The sequence below is a fragment of the Streptomyces sp. NPDC087901 genome, assembly GCF_044742205.1.
Lineage (GTDB): Bacteria > Actinomycetota > Actinomycetes > Streptomycetales > Streptomycetaceae > Streptomyces.
The window spans coordinates 94,689-116,420 of sequence record NZ_JBIUUC010000019.1; the positions used below are offsets into that span (position 1 = coordinate 94,689).

At 70.7% G+C, this 21,732-nt stretch carries 18 protein-coding genes; 10 read left to right on the top strand and 8 right to left on the bottom strand.

Annotated features, from left to right (window positions below):
* The first annotated feature begins 3 nt into the window (after positions 1-3).
* The 3 genes from ACIOEW_RS37185 to ACIOEW_RS37195 are packed head-to-tail and all read left to right on the top strand — an operon-like array spanning position 4 to position 3,268.
* Entirely contained in the window at positions 4-1,281 is a 1,278-nt protein-coding gene (locus ACIOEW_RS37185; protein WP_362547005.1) for an amidohydrolase family protein, read from the top strand.
* Complete coding sequence (locus ACIOEW_RS37190; RefSeq protein ID WP_362547008.1) at positions 1,278-2,504, top strand: amidohydrolase family protein; 1,227 nt, start codon at positions 1,278-1,280, stop codon at positions 2,502-2,504. Before ACIOEW_RS37185 ends, ACIOEW_RS37190 begins: the two co-directional genes overlap by 4 nt.
* Before the next feature lie 50 nt (positions 2,505-2,554).
* Positions 2,555-3,268, top strand: coding sequence for a VIT family protein (locus tag ACIOEW_RS37195; RefSeq protein ID WP_362547010.1), 714 nt, complete (start codon positions 2,555-2,557; stop codon positions 3,266-3,268).
* A 10-nt stretch (positions 3,269-3,278) separates the two neighbouring features.
* On the opposite strand, the gene ACIOEW_RS37200 is transcribed toward ACIOEW_RS37195, so the two are convergent.
* A complete protein-coding gene (locus ACIOEW_RS37200; protein ID WP_401969649.1) occupies positions 3,279-6,374 on the bottom strand; it encodes an NACHT domain-containing protein in 3,096 nt (1,031 codons plus the stop codon).
* 149 nt (positions 6,375-6,523) lie between these two features.
* On the opposite strand from ACIOEW_RS37200, the gene ACIOEW_RS37205 reads away from it, so the two are divergent.
* Genes ACIOEW_RS37205 through ACIOEW_RS37215 form a run of 3 tightly spaced genes read left to right on the top strand, consistent with a single transcriptional unit; the run spans position 6,524 to position 9,170 of the window.
* Positions 6,524-7,417, top strand: a complete 894-nt coding sequence (locus tag ACIOEW_RS37205; protein WP_401969651.1) for a sterol desaturase family protein — start codon at positions 6,524-6,526, stop codon at positions 7,415-7,417.
* The gene (locus ACIOEW_RS37210) at positions 7,414-8,106 is read left to right on the top strand and encodes a lysoplasmalogenase (protein ID WP_401969652.1); all 693 of its coding nucleotides are present in this window, start codon (positions 7,414-7,416) and stop codon (positions 8,104-8,106) included. The genes ACIOEW_RS37205 and ACIOEW_RS37210 overlap by 4 nt, the downstream gene beginning before the upstream one ends.
* Before the next feature lie 20 nt (positions 8,107-8,126).
* Positions 8,127-9,170, top strand: coding sequence for a zinc-dependent alcohol dehydrogenase family protein (locus ACIOEW_RS37215; protein ID WP_401969654.1), 1,044 nt, complete (start codon positions 8,127-8,129; stop codon positions 9,168-9,170).
* Here ACIOEW_RS37215 and ACIOEW_RS37220 read toward each other — a convergent pair.
* Together ACIOEW_RS37220 and ACIOEW_RS37225 are read right to left on the bottom strand one after the other, a co-directional pair.
* A complete protein-coding gene (locus ACIOEW_RS37220; RefSeq protein WP_401969657.1) occupies positions 9,160-10,578 on the bottom strand; it encodes a CoA transferase in 1,419 nt (472 codons plus the stop codon). The two genes, ACIOEW_RS37215 and ACIOEW_RS37220, sit on opposite strands and share 11 nt — an antisense overlap.
* Positions 10,579-10,701: 123 nt before the next feature.
* Positions 10,702-12,237, bottom strand: coding sequence for a S8 family peptidase (locus tag ACIOEW_RS37225; RefSeq protein ID WP_401969659.1), 1,536 nt, complete (start codon positions 12,235-12,237; stop codon positions 10,702-10,704).
* 292 nt (positions 12,238-12,529) lie between these two features.
* Here ACIOEW_RS37225 and ACIOEW_RS37230 point away from each other — a divergent pair, with 292 nt between their 5' ends.
* The 3 genes from ACIOEW_RS37230 to moaA all read left to right on the top strand — a co-directional run bounded on the left by ACIOEW_RS37230 (position 12,530) and on the right by moaA (position 15,708).
* Positions 12,530-12,895: a DUF485 domain-containing protein gene (locus ACIOEW_RS37230; protein ID WP_328948045.1), complete on the top strand. Its 366-nt coding sequence runs from the start codon at positions 12,530-12,532 to the stop codon at positions 12,893-12,895.
* Complete coding sequence (locus tag ACIOEW_RS37235) at positions 12,892-14,532, top strand: cation acetate symporter (protein WP_362557172.1); 1,641 nt, start codon at positions 12,892-12,894, stop codon at positions 14,530-14,532. Before ACIOEW_RS37230 ends, ACIOEW_RS37235 begins: the two co-directional genes overlap by 4 nt.
* Positions 14,533-14,718: 186 nt before the next feature.
* Positions 14,719-15,708, top strand: coding sequence for a GTP 3',8-cyclase MoaA (moaA, locus tag ACIOEW_RS37240; protein WP_362557174.1), 990 nt, complete (start codon positions 14,719-14,721; stop codon positions 15,706-15,708).
* 11 nt (positions 15,709-15,719) lie between these two features.
* Here the strand turns inward: moaA and ACIOEW_RS37245 are convergent, their stop codons facing one another.
* Together ACIOEW_RS37245 and ACIOEW_RS37250 are read right to left on the bottom strand one after the other, a co-directional pair.
* A complete protein-coding gene (locus tag ACIOEW_RS37245; RefSeq protein WP_401969662.1) occupies positions 15,720-15,980 on the bottom strand; it encodes a hypothetical protein in 261 nt (86 codons plus the stop codon).
* 220 nt (positions 15,981-16,200) lie between these two features.
* Positions 16,201-16,578, bottom strand: a complete 378-nt coding sequence (locus ACIOEW_RS37250) for a DUF3099 domain-containing protein (RefSeq protein WP_362557178.1) — start codon at positions 16,576-16,578, stop codon at positions 16,201-16,203.
* A 244-nt stretch (positions 16,579-16,822) separates the two neighbouring features.
* Here ACIOEW_RS37250 and ACIOEW_RS37255 point away from each other — a divergent pair, with 244 nt between their 5' ends.
* Positions 16,823-17,098: a GlsB/YeaQ/YmgE family stress response membrane protein gene (locus tag ACIOEW_RS37255; RefSeq protein ID WP_148016000.1), complete on the top strand. Its 276-nt coding sequence runs from the start codon at positions 16,823-16,825 to the stop codon at positions 17,096-17,098.
* Between the two features lie 79 nt (positions 17,099-17,177).
* Here ACIOEW_RS37255 and tyrS read toward each other — a convergent pair whose 3' ends face one another.
* The 3 genes from tyrS to ACIOEW_RS37270 form a co-directional block, all read right to left on the bottom strand.
* Positions 17,178-18,446: a tyrosine--tRNA ligase gene (gene tyrS, locus ACIOEW_RS37260; RefSeq protein ID WP_401969665.1), complete on the bottom strand. Its 1,269-nt coding sequence runs from the start codon at positions 18,444-18,446 to the stop codon at positions 17,178-17,180.
* A gap of 67 nt (positions 18,447-18,513) precedes the next feature.
* Positions 18,514-19,908 (bottom strand): metallopeptidase TldD-related protein, encoded by a 1,395-nt coding sequence (locus tag ACIOEW_RS37265; RefSeq protein WP_401969668.1) that lies wholly within the window; start codon positions 19,906-19,908, stop codon positions 18,514-18,516.
* An 82-nt stretch (positions 19,909-19,990) separates the two neighbouring features.
* Entirely contained in the window at positions 19,991-21,514 is a 1,524-nt protein-coding gene (locus ACIOEW_RS37270) for a TldD/PmbA family protein (RefSeq protein ID WP_362557183.1), read from the bottom strand.
* Between the last annotated feature and the right edge of the window lie 218 nt (positions 21,515-21,732).

Here is a 21,732-nt window from a genome sequence, read left to right on the forward strand (position 1 = left end):
GCGATGACTGACGACCCGTACCTGATCGTCTCCTCCGACTGCCACGCCGGACTGCCCACCGAGGAGTACCGGCCCTACCTCGACAGCCGCTACCACCGGCAGTTCGACGAGTTCCTGGCCGGCCGTGACCGCCGTCGTGAGGAGATGACCCGGCTCGGCGTACGCAACGAGGCCTTCGCCGACAAGTGGTTCCACGACAACGAGGAAGGGCTGAAGGGCGGCTGGGACACCACCCAGCGGCTCAAGGAGCTCGACGGCGACGGAGTGGCGGCCGAGGTCGTCTTCCCCGACGCGGACGCCGTCGACAGCCGCACCGCCGCCCCCTTCGGGGTCGGCCTCGGCCTCTCCGGCGACCAGGACCCCGAGCTGGGCATGGCCGGTGCGCAGGCCCACAACCGCTGGCTCGCCGACTTCGTCTCGCAGCACCCCGAACGCCACTGCGGCGTCGCCCTGCTGCCCGTCACCGGGGACGCGGACCGGGTCGTCGCCGAGATCCACCGGGCGAAGGAGTCCGGCCTCGGCGCCCTGATGATCCCCTCCATGTGGGTGGACAAGGCCCCGTACCACGACCGCCGTTACGACCCCGTGTGGGCGGCCGCCGCCGAGACCGGGATGCCGGTCGTCACCCACTCCGGGGCGGCGCCGCGCCACGAGTACGGCGACCACCTCGGCATCTACGTCTCCGAGGTCACCTGGTGGCCCTCCCGCCCGCTCTGGTTCCTCCTCTGGTCGGGCGCCTTCGAACGTCACCCCGGCCTGAAGTTCGGCGTCGCCGAGTCCGGCTGCTGGTGGCTGCCGAACCTCCTGTGGTTCATGGACCGGCTCTACCTCGGCGCCCACGGCGGCAAGAAGCTCTCCCCGTTCGCCGAACTGAAGCGCCCGCCGCACGAGTACCTCGACCGCCAGGTCTTCATCTGCGCCACCAACACCAAACGCCGCGAGCTCGCCCAGCGGTACGAGATCGGCGTCGGCAACATCCTGTGGGGAAGCGACTTCCCGCACCCCGAGGGCACCTGGCCGAACACCGCGAACTGGCTGCGCAACACCTTCCACGACATCCCCGTCGCCGAGACCCGCGTGATGCTGGGCCTCGCCGCAGCCGAGGTCTTCGGCTTCGACACCGACAAGCTCGCCCCCATCGCCGCACGCATCGGTCCCACCCCCGCCGACCTGGGCCAGAGCACCGACCAGAGCGCCGTCGAGGCATCCTGGGCCCGATCGCGCGAGGTCGGCCGGCACTGGCTGACCGACCACGACTTCCCGGTCCTGGGGGCGTCATGACGGACCGCTACACCGTCATCTCCGCCGACTGCCACGCCGGCGCCGACCTCCTCGACTACCGGCCCTACCTGGAGTCGAGGCACCACGAGGACTTCGACGCCTGGGCGGCTGCCTACGTCAACCCGTACGAGGATCTCGTCGCCGACACCGCCGACCGCAACTGGAACTCGGAGCGCCGCCTCGCCGAACTGGAGGCCGACGGCATCGTCGCGGAGGTCGTCTTCCCCAACACCATCCCGCCCTTCTTCCCCTCCGCCTCACTGATGGCTCCGGCCCCCTCCCGGCAGGAGTACGAACAGCGCTGGGCGGGGCTCCGCGCCCACAACCGCTGGCTCGCCGACTTCTGCGCGGCCGCACCCGGCCGGCGCGCGGGCGTCGCCCAGGTCCTCCTCAACGACCCGGCCGAGGCGGTCCGCGAGGTCCGCCGCACCAAGGAGGCGGGCCTGACCGGCGGCATCCTGCTGCCCGGGGCACCGCCGGGCAGTGGCATCCCGGAGCTGTACTCGCAGGTGTACGACCCGCTGTGGGCGGTCTGCGAGGAGCTCGGCGTACCGGTCAACCACCACGGCGGCTCCGCCTCCCCGCCGCTCGGCGACGAACCGGCGGCCCGCGCCGTCTTCATGGTCGAGACCACCTGGTTCTCGCACCGCGCGCTCTGGCACCTGATCTTCGGCGGCGCCTTCCGCCGCCACCCCGGTCTGAAGCTGGTCCTCACCGAACAGGGCTCCGGCTGGATCCCGGGCATCGTGGAGATGCTGGACTACTACCACGGCCGGCTCGTCGCGGCGGCGACCCGCGCGGCCACCGCCGAGTCCAAGTTCGGTGCGGGGCTGTCGGCTTCGATGGGCGCACGCCCCAGCGAGGTCTGGCGTGACAACTGCTTCGTCGGCGCCAGCTTCATGCGCCCGCACGAGGTGCCGCTGCGCGACCGGATCGGCCTCGACAAGATCATGTGGGGCAGCGACTACCCGCACGACGAGGGCACCGCCCCGTACTCGCGAGAGGGCCTGCGGATCGCGTACGCGGGACTGCCGCCGGCGGAGATCGCGGCCATGACCGGCGGAAACGCGGCCCGTGTCTACGGCTTCGACCTGGCGGCGCTGGACCGTGTCGCGGCGGAAGTGGGCCCGACGGTCGAGGAGATAGCCGAACCCTTGAAGGAGGTACCGCGGGACGCCACCAGCCCGGCCTTCGCGCCGGGCGGGTCGGTACGCGTCTGGTGACGCCGAGGGTCCTTCACCGCGAAGGACCCCAAAGGTGAGACCATCCCCGGGTGACGGACACTCAGGCGCACCACGAACCGCACGGCAACGGTCTGGGCGCGCGGCTGAACTGGCTGCGCGCCGCAGTGCTCGGGGCCAACGACGGTGTGGTCTCCACCGCGGGCCTCGTCGTCGGCGTCGCGGGCGCGACCGGCGACCGGGGCACCCTGCTGACGGCAGGGCTGGCCGGGCTGCTGGCCGGGTCCATGTCGATGGCGGCCGGCGAGTACGTGTCGGTCTCCACCCAGCGTGATTCGGAGAAGGCCGCGCTGGCGACGGAGAAGCGGGAGCTCCAGGAGACCCCGGAGGCGGAACTCGCCGAGCTCACCGGGCTGTTGGAGGGCAAGGGGCTCAGTCGGGAGGTGGCCCGCGAGGCCGCCGTCCAGCTCACCGAACGCGACGCGCTGCGCGCCCACGCCGAGGTCGAGCTGGGCATCGACCCGGACGACCTGACGAACCCCTGGCACGCGGCAGGCGCCAGCTTCCTCGCGTTCACGGTGGGCGCGCTGCTGCCCCTGCTGGCGATCGTGCTGCCGCCGCAGTCGGTCCGCCTCCTGGTGACCGTGCTGTCGGTGCTTGCGGCGCTGGCCCTGACGGGCTGGTGGAGCGCCCGGCTGGGGGACGCGGCGGTGAGCCCGGCGGTGCTGCGGAACATGGGCGGGGGAGCGGTGGCGATGGCCGTGACCTATGCGGCGGGGGAGCTGCTGGGGGCGGCGGGGGTGTAGGGCGTGTTCCTCAGTGCAGGCGCACGATTCGTTCGGGCGGGAAGAGTTCGGTGCCGATGGCCGGCACGTTGTGGCCGAGGGCGATCGTGAGAGTGCCGAGACCGGCCAGGGGGGTCAGGTCGTACCCGCCCGTCTCTGGCTGGATATACAGCTCGAGCCGTGTCAGCGCGGGCAGCTCTCGCAGCGGCGCCAGCCCCTGAGGTATGTGACAGCGAAAGAGGGTGAGCCGGCTGAGGGTGGAGTGACCGGCGAGCATGGACAGGTCCAGGTCGTCCAGCCAGTCGAGGGTGAGCCGGCTGATCCGGTGCACGTCCGGTGACGCGCAGAGTTCCTGAAGCTGGGGCACGCTGTTCAGGCCGAGCTCTTCCAGCTCGCCGCACTGTTCGAGTCCCTCCAGCCTCAGGGATCCGGCCGCCCGGAGAAGAGTCAGCGACTTGAGGCGTCGACTCAGCGCCAGTTCGCCGATGCTGCCGACCCGGAAGGGGTGGCCCAGGGTCAATGTGCGTACGTCTGTGAACGGCTTCAGATGCTCTGCCGGCAGGTCGGCATGCAACCGGTTCAAGGTGAGCCAGGTCAGCGGCAGGTCCGCGAGCGGGCTCAGATCACGGACTCCCGGGCACAGGCTGAGACCTACTTCCGTGAGTGATCTCATCGACGCCACGGGGGTGATGTCCGTGAGTGCCTTGTTGTCGTAGACGAAGAGCTTCGCCATCCCCCGGCGCTGGATCAGCGATGACAGATCCTCGTGATCACCCACCAGCCGGACCCCGCGGGACTCAGGTACGTACCGCAGGGCCGCCACCTGGTCGGCGCTCGACGCAGTGACGCTGACGCTGCCCCAGGTCTGCGCCGTGAGGATCTCCCGGGCGTACGTCTCGGTCTCGAACGAGTCCCACGCGTCGGCCAAGTGGACTATCACCCATTGCCGCTCGTCGTCCCGGTAGCGCTTGACCACCTCCAGGGCCGCCTCGCCGCCCACCTGGGCTGCGGTCAGCACCACGTAGCCCGCCTCGTACTCGCCTTCCACCTCTTCCGGTCCAGGCAGCAGTTCGAGGACCAGTTCGCCGGCCCCGGCCAGTTCCTCCGCCTCCGCCCGGCTGCGCGGCGGCAGCAGGTCCGCAGTCTGCCGCTGGACCTCGGCCCGCACGGCGGGATCCAACTCCGGCGCGTGCTCCAGGCTCGCCGCCGCCAGCAGCACCAGCCGGTGCCGGTGCTTGCGGGTCTGGTCTGCCCGCTTCAGTAACTGCCTCAGCAGTCTGGCTCGTTCCTCCACGCGGGCATGCCCCACAGCCATCTGCACCACGTCGTGCCACTGGTCGTCGTGTGCGTTCTTGATCAACACCCCGAAGTCGCGGGCCTCCACTGCCGCCTTCGCCCCGAGGTAGTCCTGGAATGTCCGGTGCACGAACCCAACCGTGCCCGGTGCGGGCTCCAGGAGCAGCCCGCTCCTGATGAGGAGATGCGCGAACACGTGCTCGGCGGGCCCCTGGACCTGGGACATGGCTGTCAGCCACTCGGCCACCATGGCCAGGACCTCGTCGTGGCCGGCCTCCGCCTGCCCGTTGCGGATCAGCCAGTACGCCAGCCGTTGCAGCAGCGCCGTCTGCTCGTCGCGGGTCAGGTCGACGCCCTCGACCCCCACGATGTCGCGTTCTGTGTCCCGTCGTACGAGCAGCATGTCCAGCGCGGCGTCGTACAACTCCTTGCGGGCACGGGGCAGCTGCATACGGCGGTCCCGGTTCAGCGCGCACAGCAGTGCGCACATCAGGGGGTTCGTCGCCATCCGGCCGAGATCGTGCCGCGTCGCCACGGCGCGCCGCAGAGAGGCTTCGTACACGTCGAGCTGCTCCCGCTCTTCAGCGGAGACGCACTCGGAGCGGGCGGCCGTATGCCAGTGGTCGATGAAGGCGCGGATGTCCTTCCCGTTCATCGACAGCATCGAGTGCGACTCGAATCCGGAGCCGGACAACCAGCTTCCCGAAACGGCGGACGGCCGGGTCGTCACCACGTACCTGGCCTGCGGGTAGGCCACGATCAGGTCCTTGAGCCAGCGCTCCGTCCGGTGGCGCAGCCGCGTCGGGACCTCGTCGACACCGTCCACCAGCACCAGCGCCCGGCCCTGCGACAACAGCCGGTCCGCCCAGCCTGCGGGCGCCGCGCCGTGCAGGGGGACGCCGGCCGCACGAAGGAAGTCCTCCGGGCCGGGCAGTTTCTCGTCCGACGTGAACGCGCGCAGTCGCAGGACGAACGGCACGCAACGGTTCCAGTCCGCCAGGTCGCCGCCGAACGTCTGCCGCGCGGCGTTTACTGCCAGCCACTGCATCAGGGTGCTCTTGCCCGAACCGGCCGGTCCGCGCAGCAACAGCCGCTCCGTCCCGGACAGCGCCTGCTCGATGGGGACCGTCACCGCGGCCGGGTGCTCCACTCCGTCCTGCCGGACGGCGTCGCTGGTCACCGCCAGACTGATGTACGCCGTCTCCAGCGGCCACTCACCCGCCGACCGCCCCAGCGTCAGCCCGAACAGCCCCATCCGGCTGTGCGTCGCCGCCACGAACTGGGTGTACCGCCGCTCGAAGTCCAGCGCCGCCGCGTCCGGGTGCGGGCCGACCCGTTCCCGTACGTCCGCCACCAGCTCCCGCGTCCGCTCTGCCGCGCCCACCTGCTCCACCGCCGCCCGTGCCATGAACGACGGCTCGGCGGTCAGCTGCTCCACGACGTGCGCGCAGCAACGGTCCAGCAGCTCCCCGTACAGCCCGGCCGCCCGGTCCGACAGCCCGGCCGGTGGCGCCGACAGTTCGGCGGACAGCCGCCCAGGATCCAGGTTCAGGCCGAACAGCCGGCCGGCCGTCAGCGCGCCCGCCGCGGCGAAGGTGTCCCGGACCGCTTCCACGGCGGCCAGCCGCTCGTTCTCCGGCAGCCCGGCGTACGACTCCTCCAGCCGGCCGCCGAGTACCCGCGCCAGCCGGCCGGGCTTCGCCGGCCTGGGGAGCGGGCGGACCGGGTCCAGGACCAGACCCGCGCCGGGCTTCGGCGCGACGAGTGATTTCGCCACGGCGCCGAGCACCGTCGTCGCGAGCCGGACCAGCGCAACTTCGAGACCCTGCACGGCAGTTCCTCCCCCTGTCGAACCCCGGTGAAGGGATCGTACGACGGCCGTGCTGTCAGAAGTCACCAAAGATTGCTGACAGCGCGTCTCGCATACTTGTTGGTAACAACATCTGGTGGTGTGCCGACCTGCGGCTCTACGGTGCTGACATGCCGACGAACCTGCCCGATGTAGTGCTCTGGTCCATACCGGCCTTCGTCCTGCTCACCGTTCTGGAAATGGCGCTCCACCACTTCCACCCCGACGAGGACGCCGCCGGGTACGAGGCGAAGGACGCCACCACCAGCATCACCATGGGGCTGGGCAGCCTGGCCTTCGACCTGCTGTGGAAAGTACCCATCGTCGCGATCTACACCGCGGTGTACGAGCTGACCCCGTTCCACATCCCCGTCCTGTGGTGGACCGTCCCGCTGATGCTGCTGGGGCAGGACTTCTTCTACTACTGGTCCCACCGCGGCCACCACGTCATACGGATCCTCTGGGCCTGCCACGTGGTCCACCACTCCAGCCGGAAGTTCAACCTCTCCACCGCGCTGCGCCAGCCCTGGACCTCGCTGACCGTCTGGCCGTTCTACCTCCCGCTGATCGCCTGCGGCGTCCACCCGGCGGCACTGGCCTTCTGCTCCTCGGCCAACCTCGTCTACCAGTTCTGGGTGCACACCGAACGGATCGACAAGCTGCCCCGGCCCTTCGAGTACGTTCTGAACACGCCCTCCCACCACCGTGTGCACCACGCCTCCCAGGGTGGCTACCTCGACCGGAACTTCGGCGGCATCCTGATCGTGTGGGACCGGTGGTTCGGGTCCTTCACCGCGGAGACGGAGCGGCCCGTGTTCGGACTCACCAAGAACATCGACACGTTCAACCCGCTGCGGGTCGCCACCCACGAGTACGCCGCCATCGCCCGCGACGTGCGCGCGGCGGGCAGCTGGAGCGAGCGGGCCGGGCGGGTCTTCCGCGGGCCCGGCTGGCAGCCGGCCGGGGCCATGTCAGGCAGCGGCAAGGCCGTCACGGCCGCCCCCGTGCGCGAGCGCACCGGATGAGCGCCGACCCGCTCCCGGGCGGCCGGCGGGAGCGTTTTGTACGTCCCCTGCTCATCGCCTTCCTCGTCGCGTGCGCCGCCGACCTCGCCGGGGTCCTCGCGGACAGCGATGTCCTCCACCTCGTCGCCAAGCCGCTGCTGATGCCGCTGCTCGCCGCTTACGCCGTCGCCCGGCGCGGGCCCCGGCTGCTGATCGCCGCACTGCTCTGCGGCTGGATCGGCGACGTGTTCCTGCTGGCCGACGCCGACCTCGCCTTTCTCATCGGCATGGGCGGCTTCGCCGCAGGACACCTCTGCTACCTGCGGCTCTTCGGGCGGGCCCGCGGCGCACTGCTTCCCGGGATCGGGTACGTGGTCGTCCTGACGGCCTTCACCGTCCTGATCTGGGACGGGCTGCCGGCCGGATTGCGGGTTCCGATGGCCTGCTACAGCCTGCTGCTGACCGCCATGGCCTACCGTTCCGGCGTCCTCGGCCGGTACGCGGCCACCGGAGGCGCGCTCTTCCTGCTCTCCGACGCGCTGATCGCCACCGGCATCGCCGACTGGCCGCAGCTGCCCGCTCCCGACTTCTGGGTCATGCTCACCTACGTGGTGGCGCAGTTCCTGCTGACCCTGGGCGTCCTCGCGCCGGGGGCGAAAGGGGCCGGTGCGGTCCTCGGGGCGTACCGTGAGCGGAGTATCAGCATCTGAGACCAGCAAGGACCCCACGCATGCGCGCCACCGTCATCCACGCCCCCCACGACATTCGCGTGCAGGAGGTCCCGGACCCGGTGATCCAGCAGCCCACCGACGTGGTGCTGCGGGTCCTGCGGGCCTGCATCTGCGGCAGCGACCTGTGGGCCTACCGCGGCGAGTCCGCCCGGCAGCCCGGCCAGCGCATCGGCCACGAGTTCCTGGGGATCGTCGAGGAGACGGGCTCCGAGGTCAACGGCTTCTCCGCCGGCGACCTCGTCGTCGCCCCCTTCGTCTGGTCCGACGGCACCTGCACCTACTGCGCCGAGGGCCTGACCACCTCCTGCCCGCAGGGCGGCTTCTGGGGCTCGGTCGGCTCCGACGGGGGGCAGGGCGAGGCCGTGCGTGTCCCCTTCGCCGACGGCACGCTGGTCAAGCTCCCCGCCGCCGCGGCATCCGACGACCACCTGCTCACCGCGCTCCTGGCCCTCTCCGATGTTCTCGGCACCGGCCACCACGCGGCCGTCGGCGCCGGTGTGAAGCCGGGCTCCACGGTCGCCGTCGTCGGTGACGGCGCCGTCGGCCTGTGCGGTGTCATCGCCGCCAAGCGGCTCGGTGCCGAGCGGATCATCGCGCTCGGCCGCCACCGGGCGCGCACGGACATCGCCCGCACCTTCGGTGCCACGGACGTCGTCGCCGAGCGCGGCGAGGCGGCCGTCGCCGCCGTACGGGAGCTGCTGGGCGGAGACGGCGCGCAAGCGGTCATCGAGGCCGTCGGCACCGAGCAGTCGATGCGCACGGCGGTCGACATCACCCGCGACGGCGGCTCCATCGGCTACGTCGGCGTGCCGCACGGCAGCGGCACCGGACTGGACCTCGGCGTCATGTTCGACCGGAACATCGCCCTGCGCGGCGGGGTCGCCCCCGTCCGCACCTACATCCCGGAACTGCTCCCCGACGTCCTGTCCGGCACCATCGACCCGTCACCCGTCTTCGACCTGGCCATCGGCCTCGACGAGGTACCGGCCGGCTACAAGGCGATGGACGAGCGCACGGCGCTGAAGGTCCTCATCAAGCCGTGAGCCACGCGGCCGCGTCCGCTCCCAGTCTGCCGGGCGGACGCGACCAGCCGGCCGGTGCCCCGTCGAAGGCGACCGGCGGCAGCGCATGGCGCAGGCGTCCCAACGGGCTGCCGGTCTCGGTGAGCCACTTCTCCGGGTCGTACGTGCCGTCCTGCGCCGCTTGGTCCGGCGGCGCCGGGATCTCGTCGGTCAGCCAGGCGGCGGTACGGGCGAGAGAGAGCGTGGCCAGCCGCGAGCCGCCCTCGTCGTGCTGCTCGGTCAGTGCCCGCAGTACGGCCCCGGCCAGCAGATAGCCCGTGCCGTGGTCCAGTGCCTGGGCCGGCAGCGCACCCGGCGGTCCTTCCGCTCCCGGCTCGGTTTCGGCCACCGCGATGCCGGTGGCGACCTGCACCAGGCTGTCGAAACCGCGCCGCCGGTCCCACGGGCCGTGCCCCCAGGCCGACAGCCTGCCGATGACCAGCCCCGGCCTGCGCGAGGCCAGGGACTCCGGTGTCAGCCCCAGCCGCTCCAGCGCACCGGGCCGGTATCCGGTGACGACCACGTCCGCCCCGGCCAGCAACTCGTCGAAGACGCCGAGGCCGGCATCGCTCGTCAGGTCGATGCTCACCGACCTCTTCCCGAACCCCGTGTCGCTGTGCGCGTCCTGGCTCTCCGGGAGCTGCGGGGCGTCGATGCGCAGCACGTCCGCGCCGAGCAGCGCGAGCGTACGGGTGGCCACCGGCCCCGCGAGGACCCGGGAGAGGTCCAGGACGCGCAGCCCGGCAGCCGGCCGCAGCGGTGTGCCGGTGAGCGGAACGGTCCGGCGCACCGGAGCGGCGTCGATCCGCTCCCGCTCGACCAGCGGCACGTCGCGGAGTGCGAGGCGGCGCGGGTCGGCGGCCCATTCCCCGGGTGTCCTGGCGGCGACGGCCAGGCCGCCCGCCGCGTACACCGTCTCCTCGATCTCGGACCCCCGGCGCCCCGCGAAGGACGCGGCCGCGGCCTCGACGGCCACGTCGTCGGCGGTGTCCGCGGACAGTCCCAGCGTGCCCAGCAACCGGGCCCGGTGGTGCGGGTAGTTGGCGTGGGTACGGACCCAGCCGTCGGCCGTGCGCCAGAACCGGGACAGCGGGGCGAAATTGGTCGGGGCGCGGCCGTCGACGCGCAGATGGCGCTCGCTGACGAACGCGGTGGCCACCGCCCCGTCGTCGATCGGGACGCGGGGTACGGGTCCGCCGGTGCGGCGGGCCGCGAGCTCGGCGGCGGCCAGGGAGCAGACCGCGACAGCGGCGCGGGCCAGCTCCCGCACGGGCAGCCGGGAGGGCAGCAGCCCGGCTGGTCCCGAGGTCCCGATACGGCCGAGCAGCGCGGGGTCACCGCCGAGAGCGGCCCAGGCCTGCTCGGTGGCGGAGGTGGGGGCAGACGTCATCCCCGCACTATGGCACCGAGTGCCAATCGCAGGGTAGGGGCCGGCCGGCGTGAGCCCGGCACGGCCCCGTGCCCCCGCTCGGTGCGGGGGCCGGAACGTCCCGGCCCCCGCACCGACCGGCCGCTACCAGCGCACCGCGTCCAGCGCGTCCACCACTCCGGCCCCGTAGAAGCCGTTACGGTTCTTGCCGCCCTCGCAGACCGCGTCGATCTTGCCGTCACCGTCGATGTCGTACGGCTCACCGCACGCCTTGGCATCGGCCTCGAGTGTCAGCAGGGCCTTGACCGCGGCAGCCGACGCGTACGGATGCGTCGACTTGATCAGGGCCACGACCCCCGCGACGTGCGGGGAGGCCATCGACGTACCGCCCTTGTAGCCGTACTTGCCACCCGGCAGCGTGGAGAGGATCAGACCGCTCGTCGCCGGCGGTTCGGGTGCCTGGTAGACAGTCGAGTCACCGCCCGGCGCGGCCACGTCGATGACGCCGTTGCCGTAGTTCGAGTACGAGGCCTTCAGCCCCTTCGCGCCCGTCGCCGAGACCGTCACGACACCCGGCAGCATCGTCGGGATGTCGAAGCACTGCTTCGGGTCGATGGTCCGGGCGGCCGGGGTGGTGTCGTTCGGGCTCGTCATGTCCTCCAGCGTGTCGGCCGCGAGGTCCTCGGCCGAGTTGCCCGCCGCGGCGACGTTGACCGTGCCCTTGCGCTCCGCGTACTGCGTGGCCCGGGCGACCGCCTCGACGAGTGCGGCCTGGTCCGGGTCGTTCTTGCAGTTGTACAGCCACGGGTCCGTGTAATAGCTGTTGTTGGTGACGTCGACGCCGTGCTCGGCAGCCCAGACGAAGCCGCACACGACGGACTCGGTGTAGAAGAACCCGCTCGGGGTCGACACCTTGATACCGGCGACCTTCACACCCGGTGCGACGCCCGTCACCCCGATACCGTTCTTCGCTGCGGCGATCGTGCCCGCGACATGCGTGCCGTGGTCGCTCTCACCGGCCGCCGGACGCCAGGCGCCCTCCGTCGTGTCCGGGGCGCCGGACACACAGCTCGCCGAGGCGGAGCGGTCGAAGTTCGGGGCGAGGTCCGGGTGGGTGTCGTCCACGCCCGTGTCGATGACCGCGACCGTGACCCTCGGGCTGCCCAGCGACTTCTCGTGCGCCTTGTCCGCCTTGATGGCGGGCAGGTCCCACTGCAGCGGCTCCATGGGGTCCTGGCCCGCCGTCGCCTGCGCCGCCGCGGTCCGCTCCTGCTGCGCGGTCAGCGGCTGCTCGACCCCGATGTCCTTGGTGGCCTGCGGGACGATCGGGTTGGTACGGGTGGCGCCCGCCGAATCGACGCCTTTGACGCGGCGCATCGACTGCGCGAACTGCGGGTTCTGCGAGTGGGCGACGATGACCCCGATCCGGTCATAGGCGATCACCACCGTGCCGCCGGCCCGCTCGATCGCCTTGCGCACCTGCTTGACGGTGCCGTGACCGCCGCGAGTGTTGACCACGTACGACAGCTTCGGGCCGTCCGTCGACACCGCTGCCGAGGGCGTGTCCTCCACCTGAGCGGCGGAGGCGGGGCCCGTCGGCAGGAAGCCGAGCGATGCGGTGAGGGCCAATCCGACGGGCAGCGTCAGCGCGCGCTTCCGTCTGGATCCCAGATGAGCCATGGGGTCTCCACTTCATCCGTGTCAGTCGACCGGCCACGAGGCGTGTCCAGTCGCGTACATGACGAGTGAAGCTATCGCTGATCATCCCCGCTCATCAATGAGTTCGAGAGATCCGATTCCCGCCGGAGCGTCCGAAGGGGTGACACGGAGAAGGCGGAAACCGTGGTGAACCGCTTCGCCGCGCGCTGCGTGCCGTTGTCAGGGGAGGCGCATTACCCACCCCCCGATATCGAGGTCCCCAGTGAAATCCACCGTCCCCACCACCACCGCACCCGCGTCGCGAGGAGATTCCGTGGCTACCGATGCACCGCCGCCCGAGGGCAGTACGGAGACCGGCCCCGCCCAGCCCACCACCGAGGCGTTCGTCGCGGAGCAGGCGAGTCAGGAATTCGGCGAACTGCGCCGCTCGTACCGCTCGTTCGCCTTTCCGCTGACCATCGCCTTCGTCCTCTGGTACCTGCTGTACGTGCTGCTCTCCAACTACGCCGGCGGTTTCATGGGCACCAAGGTGTACAGCAACTTCAACGTGGCCTTCGTCTTCGGCCTGGCCCAGTTCCTCACCACCTTCCTCATCGCCTGGTTCTACTCGCGGCACGCCAACGCGAAGCTCGACCCGAAGGCCGAGGCCATCAAGTCCCGTATGGAGGCCGACGTATGAGCGCCGCGTACCACTCCCACACCGTCGTGACGCTCGCCGCCTCGTCCACCAGCGAGCACCGGCCGCTGATCATCTCGCTCTTCGGGATCTTCGTCGCCGCGACCCTCGGCATCACCGTCTGGGCCGGCCGCCAGACCAAGAGCGCTTCCGACTTCTACGCGGGCGGCCGCCAGTTCACCGCCTTCCAGAACGGCCTCGCGGTCTCCGGCGACTACATGTCCGCCGCCTCGTTCCTCGGCATCGCCGGAGCCATCGCCCTCTTCGGCTACGACGGCTTCCTCTACTCGATCGGTTTCCTCGTCGCCTGGCTGGTGGCGCTGCTGCTGGTAGCCGAACCGCTGCGCAACTCCGGCCGCTACACCATGGGCGATGTTCTCGCCTACCGGATGCGCCAGCGCCCGGTCCGTACCGCCGCGGGTGTTTCCACCATCATCGTCTCGATCTTCTACCTGCTGGCACAGATGGCGGGCGCGGGAGTTCTGGTCTCGCTGCTCCTCGGGATCACCAGCGACGCCGGAAAGATCCTCATCGTTGCGCTGGTCGGCGTACTGATGATCGTGTACGTCACCATCGGCGGCATGAAGGGCACCACCTGGGTGCAGATGGTCAAGGCCGTGCTCCTCATCGCGGGCGCCATCCTGATGACCTTCATGGTGCTGTGGAAGTTCGACTTCAACGTCTCCGACCTGCTGGGCACCGCCGCCGAGAAGAGCGGCCACGGCGCCTCGTTCCTGGAGCCCGGGCTGAAGTACGGCGCCACCGGCACGTCGAAGCTGGACTTCCTCTCCCTCGGCATCGCCCTGGTGCTGGGCACCGCCGGTCTGCCGCACATCCTGATCCGCTTCTACACGGTGCCGACCGCCAAGGCGGCCCGTAAGTCGGTCAACTGGGCCATCGGCATCATCGGCGCCTTCTACCTGATGACGATCGCGCTCGGATTCGGCGCCGCGGCCCTCATCGGCCCGGACGAGATCAAGGCGAAGAACCCGGCAGGCAACGCGGCGGCCCCGCAGCTCGCCGAGTATCTCGGCGGGGTCGGCACCACCGGCGGAGCCGTCATGCTCGCCGTCATCTCCGCGGTCGCCTTCGCCACGATCCTCGCCGTCGTCGCGGGACTCACCCTCGCCTCCTCGTCCTCCTTCGCCCATGACATCTACGCCAACGTCATCCGCAAGGGGAAGGCCACCGAGAAGGAGGAGATGCGAGCAGCCCGCTGGGCCACCGTCTTCATCGGTGCGGCCGCGATCCTGCTGGGCGCCTTCGCGCGCGACATGAACGTCGCCGGCCTGGTGGCGCTCGCCTTCGCCGTCGCCGCTTCGGCCAACCTGCCGACGCTCCTCTACAGCCTCTTCTGGAAGCGGTTCACCACCCAGGGCGCGCTGTGGTCGATCTACGGCGGCCTCGCCAGCTCGGTGATCCTGGTGCTGTTCTCGCCGGTCGTCTCCGGAAACGCGAAGACCTCGATGTTCAAGGGCGTCGACTTCGCCTGGTTCCCGCTGGAGAACCCGGGCCTGATCTCCATCCCGCTGGGCTTCCTGCTCGGCTGGATCGGCTCCCTCCTGTCGAAGGAGGAGCCGGACAAGGGCAAGTACGCCGAGCTGGAGGTCAAGTCCCTCACCGGCATCGGAGCCCACTGAGAGCAGAAGTTCACAGAGGAGTCGGGTACCCGCACCACTCCGTCGCCGCGGCCGCGTCGTAGAGTCCTACGACGCGGCCGCGCCGCTCCTCGTGTCAAACGGTCCCCTCCGCTGTCACAGGTCTCGCGTAGTCTCGGAAGAGTCAGATACCGCAACCGGGAAGTCACCGGAGGGAGGGGGCGCACCATGCTCATCGACACCTACGACCGGGTCGCCACCGACCTGCGTGTCTCGCTGACCGACCGCTGCAATCTGCGCTGCACCTACTGCATGCCCGAAGAGGGCCTGCAGTGGCTGGCCAAGCCCGACCTGCTGAGTGACGACGAGATCGTCCGGCTCGTCCGCATCGCCGTCACGCAGCTCGGCATCACCGAAGTCCGTTTCACCGGCGGAGAGCCGCTGCTGCGTCCCGGACTCGTCTCCATCGTCCAGCAGTGCGCGGCCCTGACACCCCGCCCGAAGATGTCGCTCACGACCAACGGCATCGGACTGAAGCGGACCGCCGCGGCGCTCAAGGCCGCAGGCCTGGACCGGGTCAACGTCTCCCTGGACACCCTGCGCCCCGACGTGTTCAAGACCCTCACCCGCCGCGACCGCCATCACGACGTCCTGGCCGGACTCGAGGCCGCGCGCGACGCCGGCCTCACCCCCGTCAAGGTCAACACCGTCCTGATGCCGGGGCTCAACGACGACGAGGCGCCCGAGCTGCTCGCCTGGGCCGTGGCCAACGAGTACGAGCTCCGCTTCATCGAGCAGATGCCGCTCGACGCCCAGCACGGCTGGAAGCGCGACGGAATGATCACGGCAGGCGACATCCTCCAGTCGCTGCGCACCCGCTTCGCCCTCACCGCCGAGGAGGACGGCGAGCGTGGCTCCGCCCCCGCCGAGCGCTGGCTCGTGGACGGCGGACCCCACCGGGTCGGCGTCATCGCCTCCGTCACCCGCCCGTTCTGCCGGGCCTGCGACCGCACCAGGCTCACCGCCGACGGGCAGGTGCGCACCTGCCTGTTCGCCCGCGAGGAGACCGACCTGCGCGGCGCACTGCGCTCGGAGGCACCGGACGAGGAGATCGCCCGGCTCTGGAAGCTCGCCATGTGGGGCAAGAAGGCCGGATCCGGCCTCGACGACCCGTCGTTCCTCCAGCCGGACCGCCCGATGTCGGCGATCGGCGGGTAGCGCCCGAGTCGTTACGCGGGGGGCGGCGAGTCCGACGACTCCCACTCGGCCAGTGTCACCACGTCCTTCAGGAAGCCCCGCACCCCCAGGAACGAGGAGAGATGCTCCCGGTGCTCGTCACAGGCCAGCCAGGTCTTGCGGCGCTCGGGGGTGTGCAGCTTCGGATTGTTCCAGGCCAGCACCCACACGGCATCGGTGCGGCAGCCCTTGGCCGAACAGACGGGGGCGGTGGCAGCACGCTCGGCCGCGGAATCGGATTCGGGGGAGTTCACGGACTCAACCCTAGGGCCTGAGCCGGAGGGCAGGCCCTGCGGCATCCCCGCCGGAGAAATGGCGACGCCGAGCAGCCACGGGGGGAGCTGCCCGGCGTCGGTCCGTCGCTCCGACGGGGGATGCGGAGCGCTAACGAAGTATGTCACGCAGACCAGGGTGCGGTGCACTGGAACTTCATGATTGATCTGAGCTTTTCTTGAGCTTGGGCCGCTGTAGGGCTCAGCTGTGCTCCTGCGGATCCGGACTGCGGAAGACGTGTCCGGTCTCCGGACCGGGCTCCGCCGGACCGGCCACCGGAGCGGCGTCCAGAGCGAGCCGCGTCGGCGCCGGCACGAAGGTCGAGGGAATCGAAGGACTGTTCTCGCGGCCCGCGTTGGCGATGACGACCGCGACGTACGGGAGCAGAACCCCCAGCGCGAGCGCCACGATCGCCACATGGCGCTCCACGTTCCACAGGACCGCGGCGGCGACCACCGAAACCGTGCGCACGGACATCGAGATCACATAGCGCCGCTGCCTGCCGCGCACATCCTCCGCGAGCCCCTGCCGCGCCCCAGTGATCCGGAAGACCTCTGCACCGCTCTGCTTCCCCAACACGTCTCCACCAACCTTCCCCGAGCTCATGACGAACTGGGGGAGACCCCGTTCCTGCGCCGGACGCTCCCCGGACCGGACCGGATCCACGGTACGCCCGGCCTCCCCCAGGTTCGAGACCGGGGCGCGCCGCATACGTACGCAGTGTCGCCCCGCCGCACGTACGGCCCTGTCCGGCATGCGGCGTACCGACCCAGGACCGAGACTGGGCGGACATGCGCGACACCGCGTCGCACAAGGAGGCGACATGAGCTGGTTGTGGGCAATCATCGTGGGCCTGGTGCTCGGTCTGATCGCGAAGGCGATCCTGCCGGGCAAGCAGGAGATCCCACTCTGGCTGACGGTCATCTTCGGCATGATCGGCAGCATCCTCGGCAATGCTGTCGCCACCTGGATCGGTGTCAACGACACCAAGGGAATCGACTGGACACGTCATGTGCTCCAGCTGATCGGAGCCGTGGTGGTGGTCGGTGTCGGCGACATGCTGTGGGCTTCGATCCGGGGCAGCAGGCAGAAGACCTGACCCACGTGCAGGACAGCGATACGGCGGGGCACGCATGATGCGTGCCCCGCCGTATCGCTGTCCTGCACGTTCTTACGGCTCAGCCGGCCGTGACCTCGATCGCCGCGAGGTTCTTCTTGCCCCGGCGCAGCACCAGCCAGCGCCCGTGCAGCAGCTCCTCGCGGGCCGGTGCCACCTCACCGTCGAGGGCCTTCACGTTGTTCACGTAGGCGCCGCCCTCCTTGACCGTGCGCCGGGCACCCGACTTGCTCGGCGCCAGACCGGCCTCGACCAGCAGGTCGACCAGCGGACCGAGCTCGGTGACCTGGGCGTGCGGCACCTCGGACAGTGCGGCACTCAGCGTCGCCTCGTCCAGCTCGCCGAGCTCGCCCTGACCGAACAGCGCCTTCGACGCGGCGATGACAGCGGCGCACTGGTCCGCGCCGTGCACCAGCGTCGTCAGCTCCTCGGCCAGCGCACGCTGCGCCGCCCTCGCCTGCGGACGCTCCTCGGTGGCCTTCTCCAGCTCCTCCAGCTCGGCAGGGGTCTGGAAACTGAGGATGCGCATGTAGCGGGAGACGTCGCGGTCGTCCACGTTCAGCCAGAACTGGTAGAACGCGTACGGCGTGGTCATCTCCGGGTCGAGCCAGACGGCCCCGCTCTCGGACTTGCCGAACTTGGTGCCGTCCGCCTTCGTCATCAGCGGCGTCGCCAGCGCGTGGACCTCGGCGCCCGGCTCCAGGCGGTGGATCAGGTCGAGACCCGCGGTGAGGTTGCCCCACTGGTCGCTGCCGCCCTGCTGAAGGGTGCAGCCGTGGCGGCGGTACAGCTCCAGGAAGTCCATGCTCTGGAGCAGCTGGTAGCTGAACTCGGTGTAGCTGATGCCCTCGTCTGACTCCAGCCGCCGGGCGATGGACTCCTTGGTGAGCATCTTGTTGACCCGGAAGTGCTTGCCGATGTCCCGAAGGAACTCGATCGCGGACATGCCCGCGGTCCAGTCCAGGTTGTTCACCATGACCGCCGCGTTCTCGCCCTCGAAGGACAGGAACGGCTCGATCTGGGACCGCAGCCGCGACACCCAGGCGGCGATCGTCTCCGGGTCGTTCAGCGTGCGCTCGGCGGTCGGCCGCGGATCACCGATCTGGCCGGTGGCCCCGCCCACCAGGGCGAGCGGCCGCAGACCGGCCTGCTGGAGCCGGCGCATGGTGAGCACCTGCACCAGATGACCGACGTGCAGACTCGCCGCGGTGGGGTCGTAGCCGCAATAGAACGTGACAGGACCGTCCGCGAGAGCCTTGCGCAGTGCGTCCTCGTCAGTGGACTGGGCGAACAGCCCGCGCCACTTCAGCTCGTCGACGATGTCCGTCACGGTTCCGTGTCTCCTCAGCTACGTGTGTCGATACGTGTATCGAAAGGCAACAGTCAGTCTAGGCGGGTCATACGCCGGGGCTCACCGAGCTCATGTTGAAGTCCGGGATGCGCAGCGCGGGCATCGCGGCCCGGGTGAACCAGTCGCCCCACTCGCGCGGCAGCGTCTTCTCCGTCCGGCCCGCCTCGGTGGCCCGCGACAGCAGGTCCACCGGGGACTCGTTGAAGCGGAAGTTGTTCACCTCGCCGACGACCTCGCCGTCCTCCACGAGATACACCCCGTCGCGGGTCAGCCCGGTCAGCAGCAGCGTCGCCGGGTCGACCTCCCGGATGTACCACATGCAGGTCAGGAGCAGTGCGCGGCCGGTCGTCGCGGCCACCATCTCCTCCAGGGACCGCTCACCGCCGCCCTCCAGCACCAGGTTGTCGATCGCCGGAGCGACCGGCAGCCCGGTCAGGCCCGCCGTGTGCCGGGTCGTCGTCAGCTGTTCCAGCCGGCCGTCCCTGATCCAGTCGGTCCGGCCCAGCGGCAGCCCGTTGTCGAAGACCGAGCCGCCGTCCCCGGAGGAGTGCGCGATGACGAACGGCGCTGATTCGAGCCCCGCCACGTTCGGGTCGCTGCGCAGGGTCAGCGGCAACGGGGACAGGGTCTCGCCGAGCCGCGTCCCGCCGCCCGGCTTGGAGAACACCGTCCGGCCCTCGACGGCGTCCCGCGCGGTCGCCGACCACAGCTGGTAGATCAGCAGGTCGGCGACGGCGGTCGGCGGCAGCAGCGTCTCGTACCGCCCGGCGGGCAGCTCGATCCGGCGCTCCGCCCAGGCCAGCCGCTGCGCGAGCCCGGCGTCCATCTCCGCGGGGTCGACGTCCTTGAAGTCACGGGTCGAGCGTCCGGCCCAGGCCGAACGCGACCGGTCGGGCGACTTGGCGTTCAGCTCCAGCGTCCCGTTCGGCTGGTCGTGGCGCAGCCGCAGCCCCGTCGACGTACCCAGGTACGTCGAGGTCATCTCGTGGTTGGCGAAGCCGTACAGCTCACGGCCGCCGGAACGGGCCCGGGCGAAGGCGTCGCCGAGCGCGGGGGCGAAGGCCACGAAGACGTCGGAGCCCGTCTCCGCGGGCGCGTCCGTGAAGTCGGGGGATTCCGGCACCCCGGTGACCAGCGGCTGTGCGTCCTCGGCCGGGCCGGCCCCGCGCGCGGCGGCCTCGGCGGCCCGCACCAGCGGCTCCAGATCGGCCGCGGTGACGGCGGACCGGGACACGACACCGGAGGCGGCGCCCTCGGCACCGTCGACGGTGGCGATGACGGTCAGGGTGCGGCCCCGCGTCACGCCGTTCGTGGTGAGCGCGTTGCCGGCCCAGCGCAGATTGGCCGACGACTCCTCGTCGGCGATGACCACACAGCCGTCGGCGGTGGACAGTTCGAGCGCCCGCTCGACGATCTCGTGCGGCTTGCTGACGCGGCTCATCGCCCGGCCTCCTGCGTCGTGTTGAGACTGTGCTGCCCCGGGGAGCAACTCCCGGGCCCCCAGCCGGTTCCGTGGTTGCCGCTCATCGCCCGGCCTCCTGCGTCGTGTTGAGGATGTTCACGCCTCGGAAGAGGGCGGAGGGGCAGCCGTGCGAGACCGCCGCGACCTGGCCCGGCTGGGCCTTGCCGCAGTTGAAGGCGCCGCCCAGGACGTACGTCTGCGGACCGCCGACCTTCTCCATCGAACCCCAGAAATCCGTCGTCGTCGCCTGGTAGGCGACATCGCGCAACTGCCCGGCCAGCTGTCCGTTCTCGATCCGGAAGAACCGCTGCCCGGTGAACTGGAAGTTGTACCGCTGCATGTCGATCGACCAGGACCGGTCGCCGACCACGTAGATCCCGCGCTCCACCCCGCCGATCAGATCCTCCGTGGAGAGCCCGCCCGGATCCGGCTGCAGCGACACGTTCGCCATCCGTTGTACGGGGACATGGCCCGGCGAGTCCGCGTACGCGCACCCGTTCGACCGGCCCAGGCCCGTCAGTTTCGCGATCCGGCGGTCCAGCTGGTAGCCGACCAGCGTCCCGTCCTTGACCAGGTCCCAGGACTGCGCCTCGACACCTTCGTCGTCGTACCCGATCGTCGCGAGTCCGTGTTCGGCGGTGCGGTCACCCGTCACGTTCATCACCGGAGAGCCGTACGCCAGCTTCCCCAGCTGGTCGAACGTGGCGAACGAGGTCCCGGCGTACGCCGCCTCGTACCCCAGCGCCCGGTCCAGCTCGGTGGCGTGGCCGATCGACTCGTGGATGGTCAGCCACAGATTGGACGGGTCGACGACCAGGTCGTACGTCCCCGCCTCGACGCTCGGGGCCCGCATCTTCTCGGCCAGCAGCCCGGGGATGCTCTCCAGCTCCGCGTTCCAGTCCCAGCCGGTCCCCGTCAGGTACTCCCAGCCGCGTCCCGCCGGCGGCGCGATCGTGCGCATCGAGTCGAACTCACCGGTCGTCGCGTCCACGGCGACCGCGGTGAACTGCGGATGCAGCCGCACCCGCTGCTGCGTGGTGACCGTGCCGGCCGTGTCGGCGTAGAACTTGTTCTCGTGGACGGTCATCAGCGAGGCGTCCACATGCGCCACGCCATCCGCCCCCAGCAGCCGGCCGCTCCACTCGGCGAGCAGCCCCGCCTTCTCCTCGGCCGGCACGTCGAAGGGGTCGACGTCGTACGCCGAGACCCAGCTCCGCTCCCCGTGCACAGGCTCGTCGGCAAGCTCGACCCGCTCGTCGGACCCCGCCGCCGCGATCACCTTCGCCGACAGCTTGGCCATGGCGACGGCCTGCCCGGCCACCCTCGCCGCCGCGTCCATCGTCAGATCCACCCCGGAGGCGAACCCCCACGCCCCGCCGTGCACCACCCGCACCGCGTACCCGAGATCGGTGGTGTCCGACGACCCGGCCGGCCGGGCGTCCCGCAGGCGCCACGTGGCGCTGCGCACCCGCTCGAAGCGGAAGTCGGCGTGCACGGCCCCGAGCGCCCGCGCGCGGGCGAGCGCCGCGTCGGCGAGCGGCCGTAGCGGGAGGGCCAGGAACGACTCATCTACCTCATGGGGCACGGGCTGCCTCTCCTCTGCGTCACATACCCTCGGATCGTTTACGAGGCAGTGAAGCACGGTCGCAGCGGCGTCGCGGCCCAATTCCGGGCCGCGCGAGGGTGGACCGTCCGGTGGCCCCCGGTCCGGTCATGGCCCGCCGGGCCGGGTACGTCTCTGTAGGAACCCCACAGTGACCGGGGGAAGGCGCTGTCAGGGGCCGATTCCTCGCGGAGCGGGCG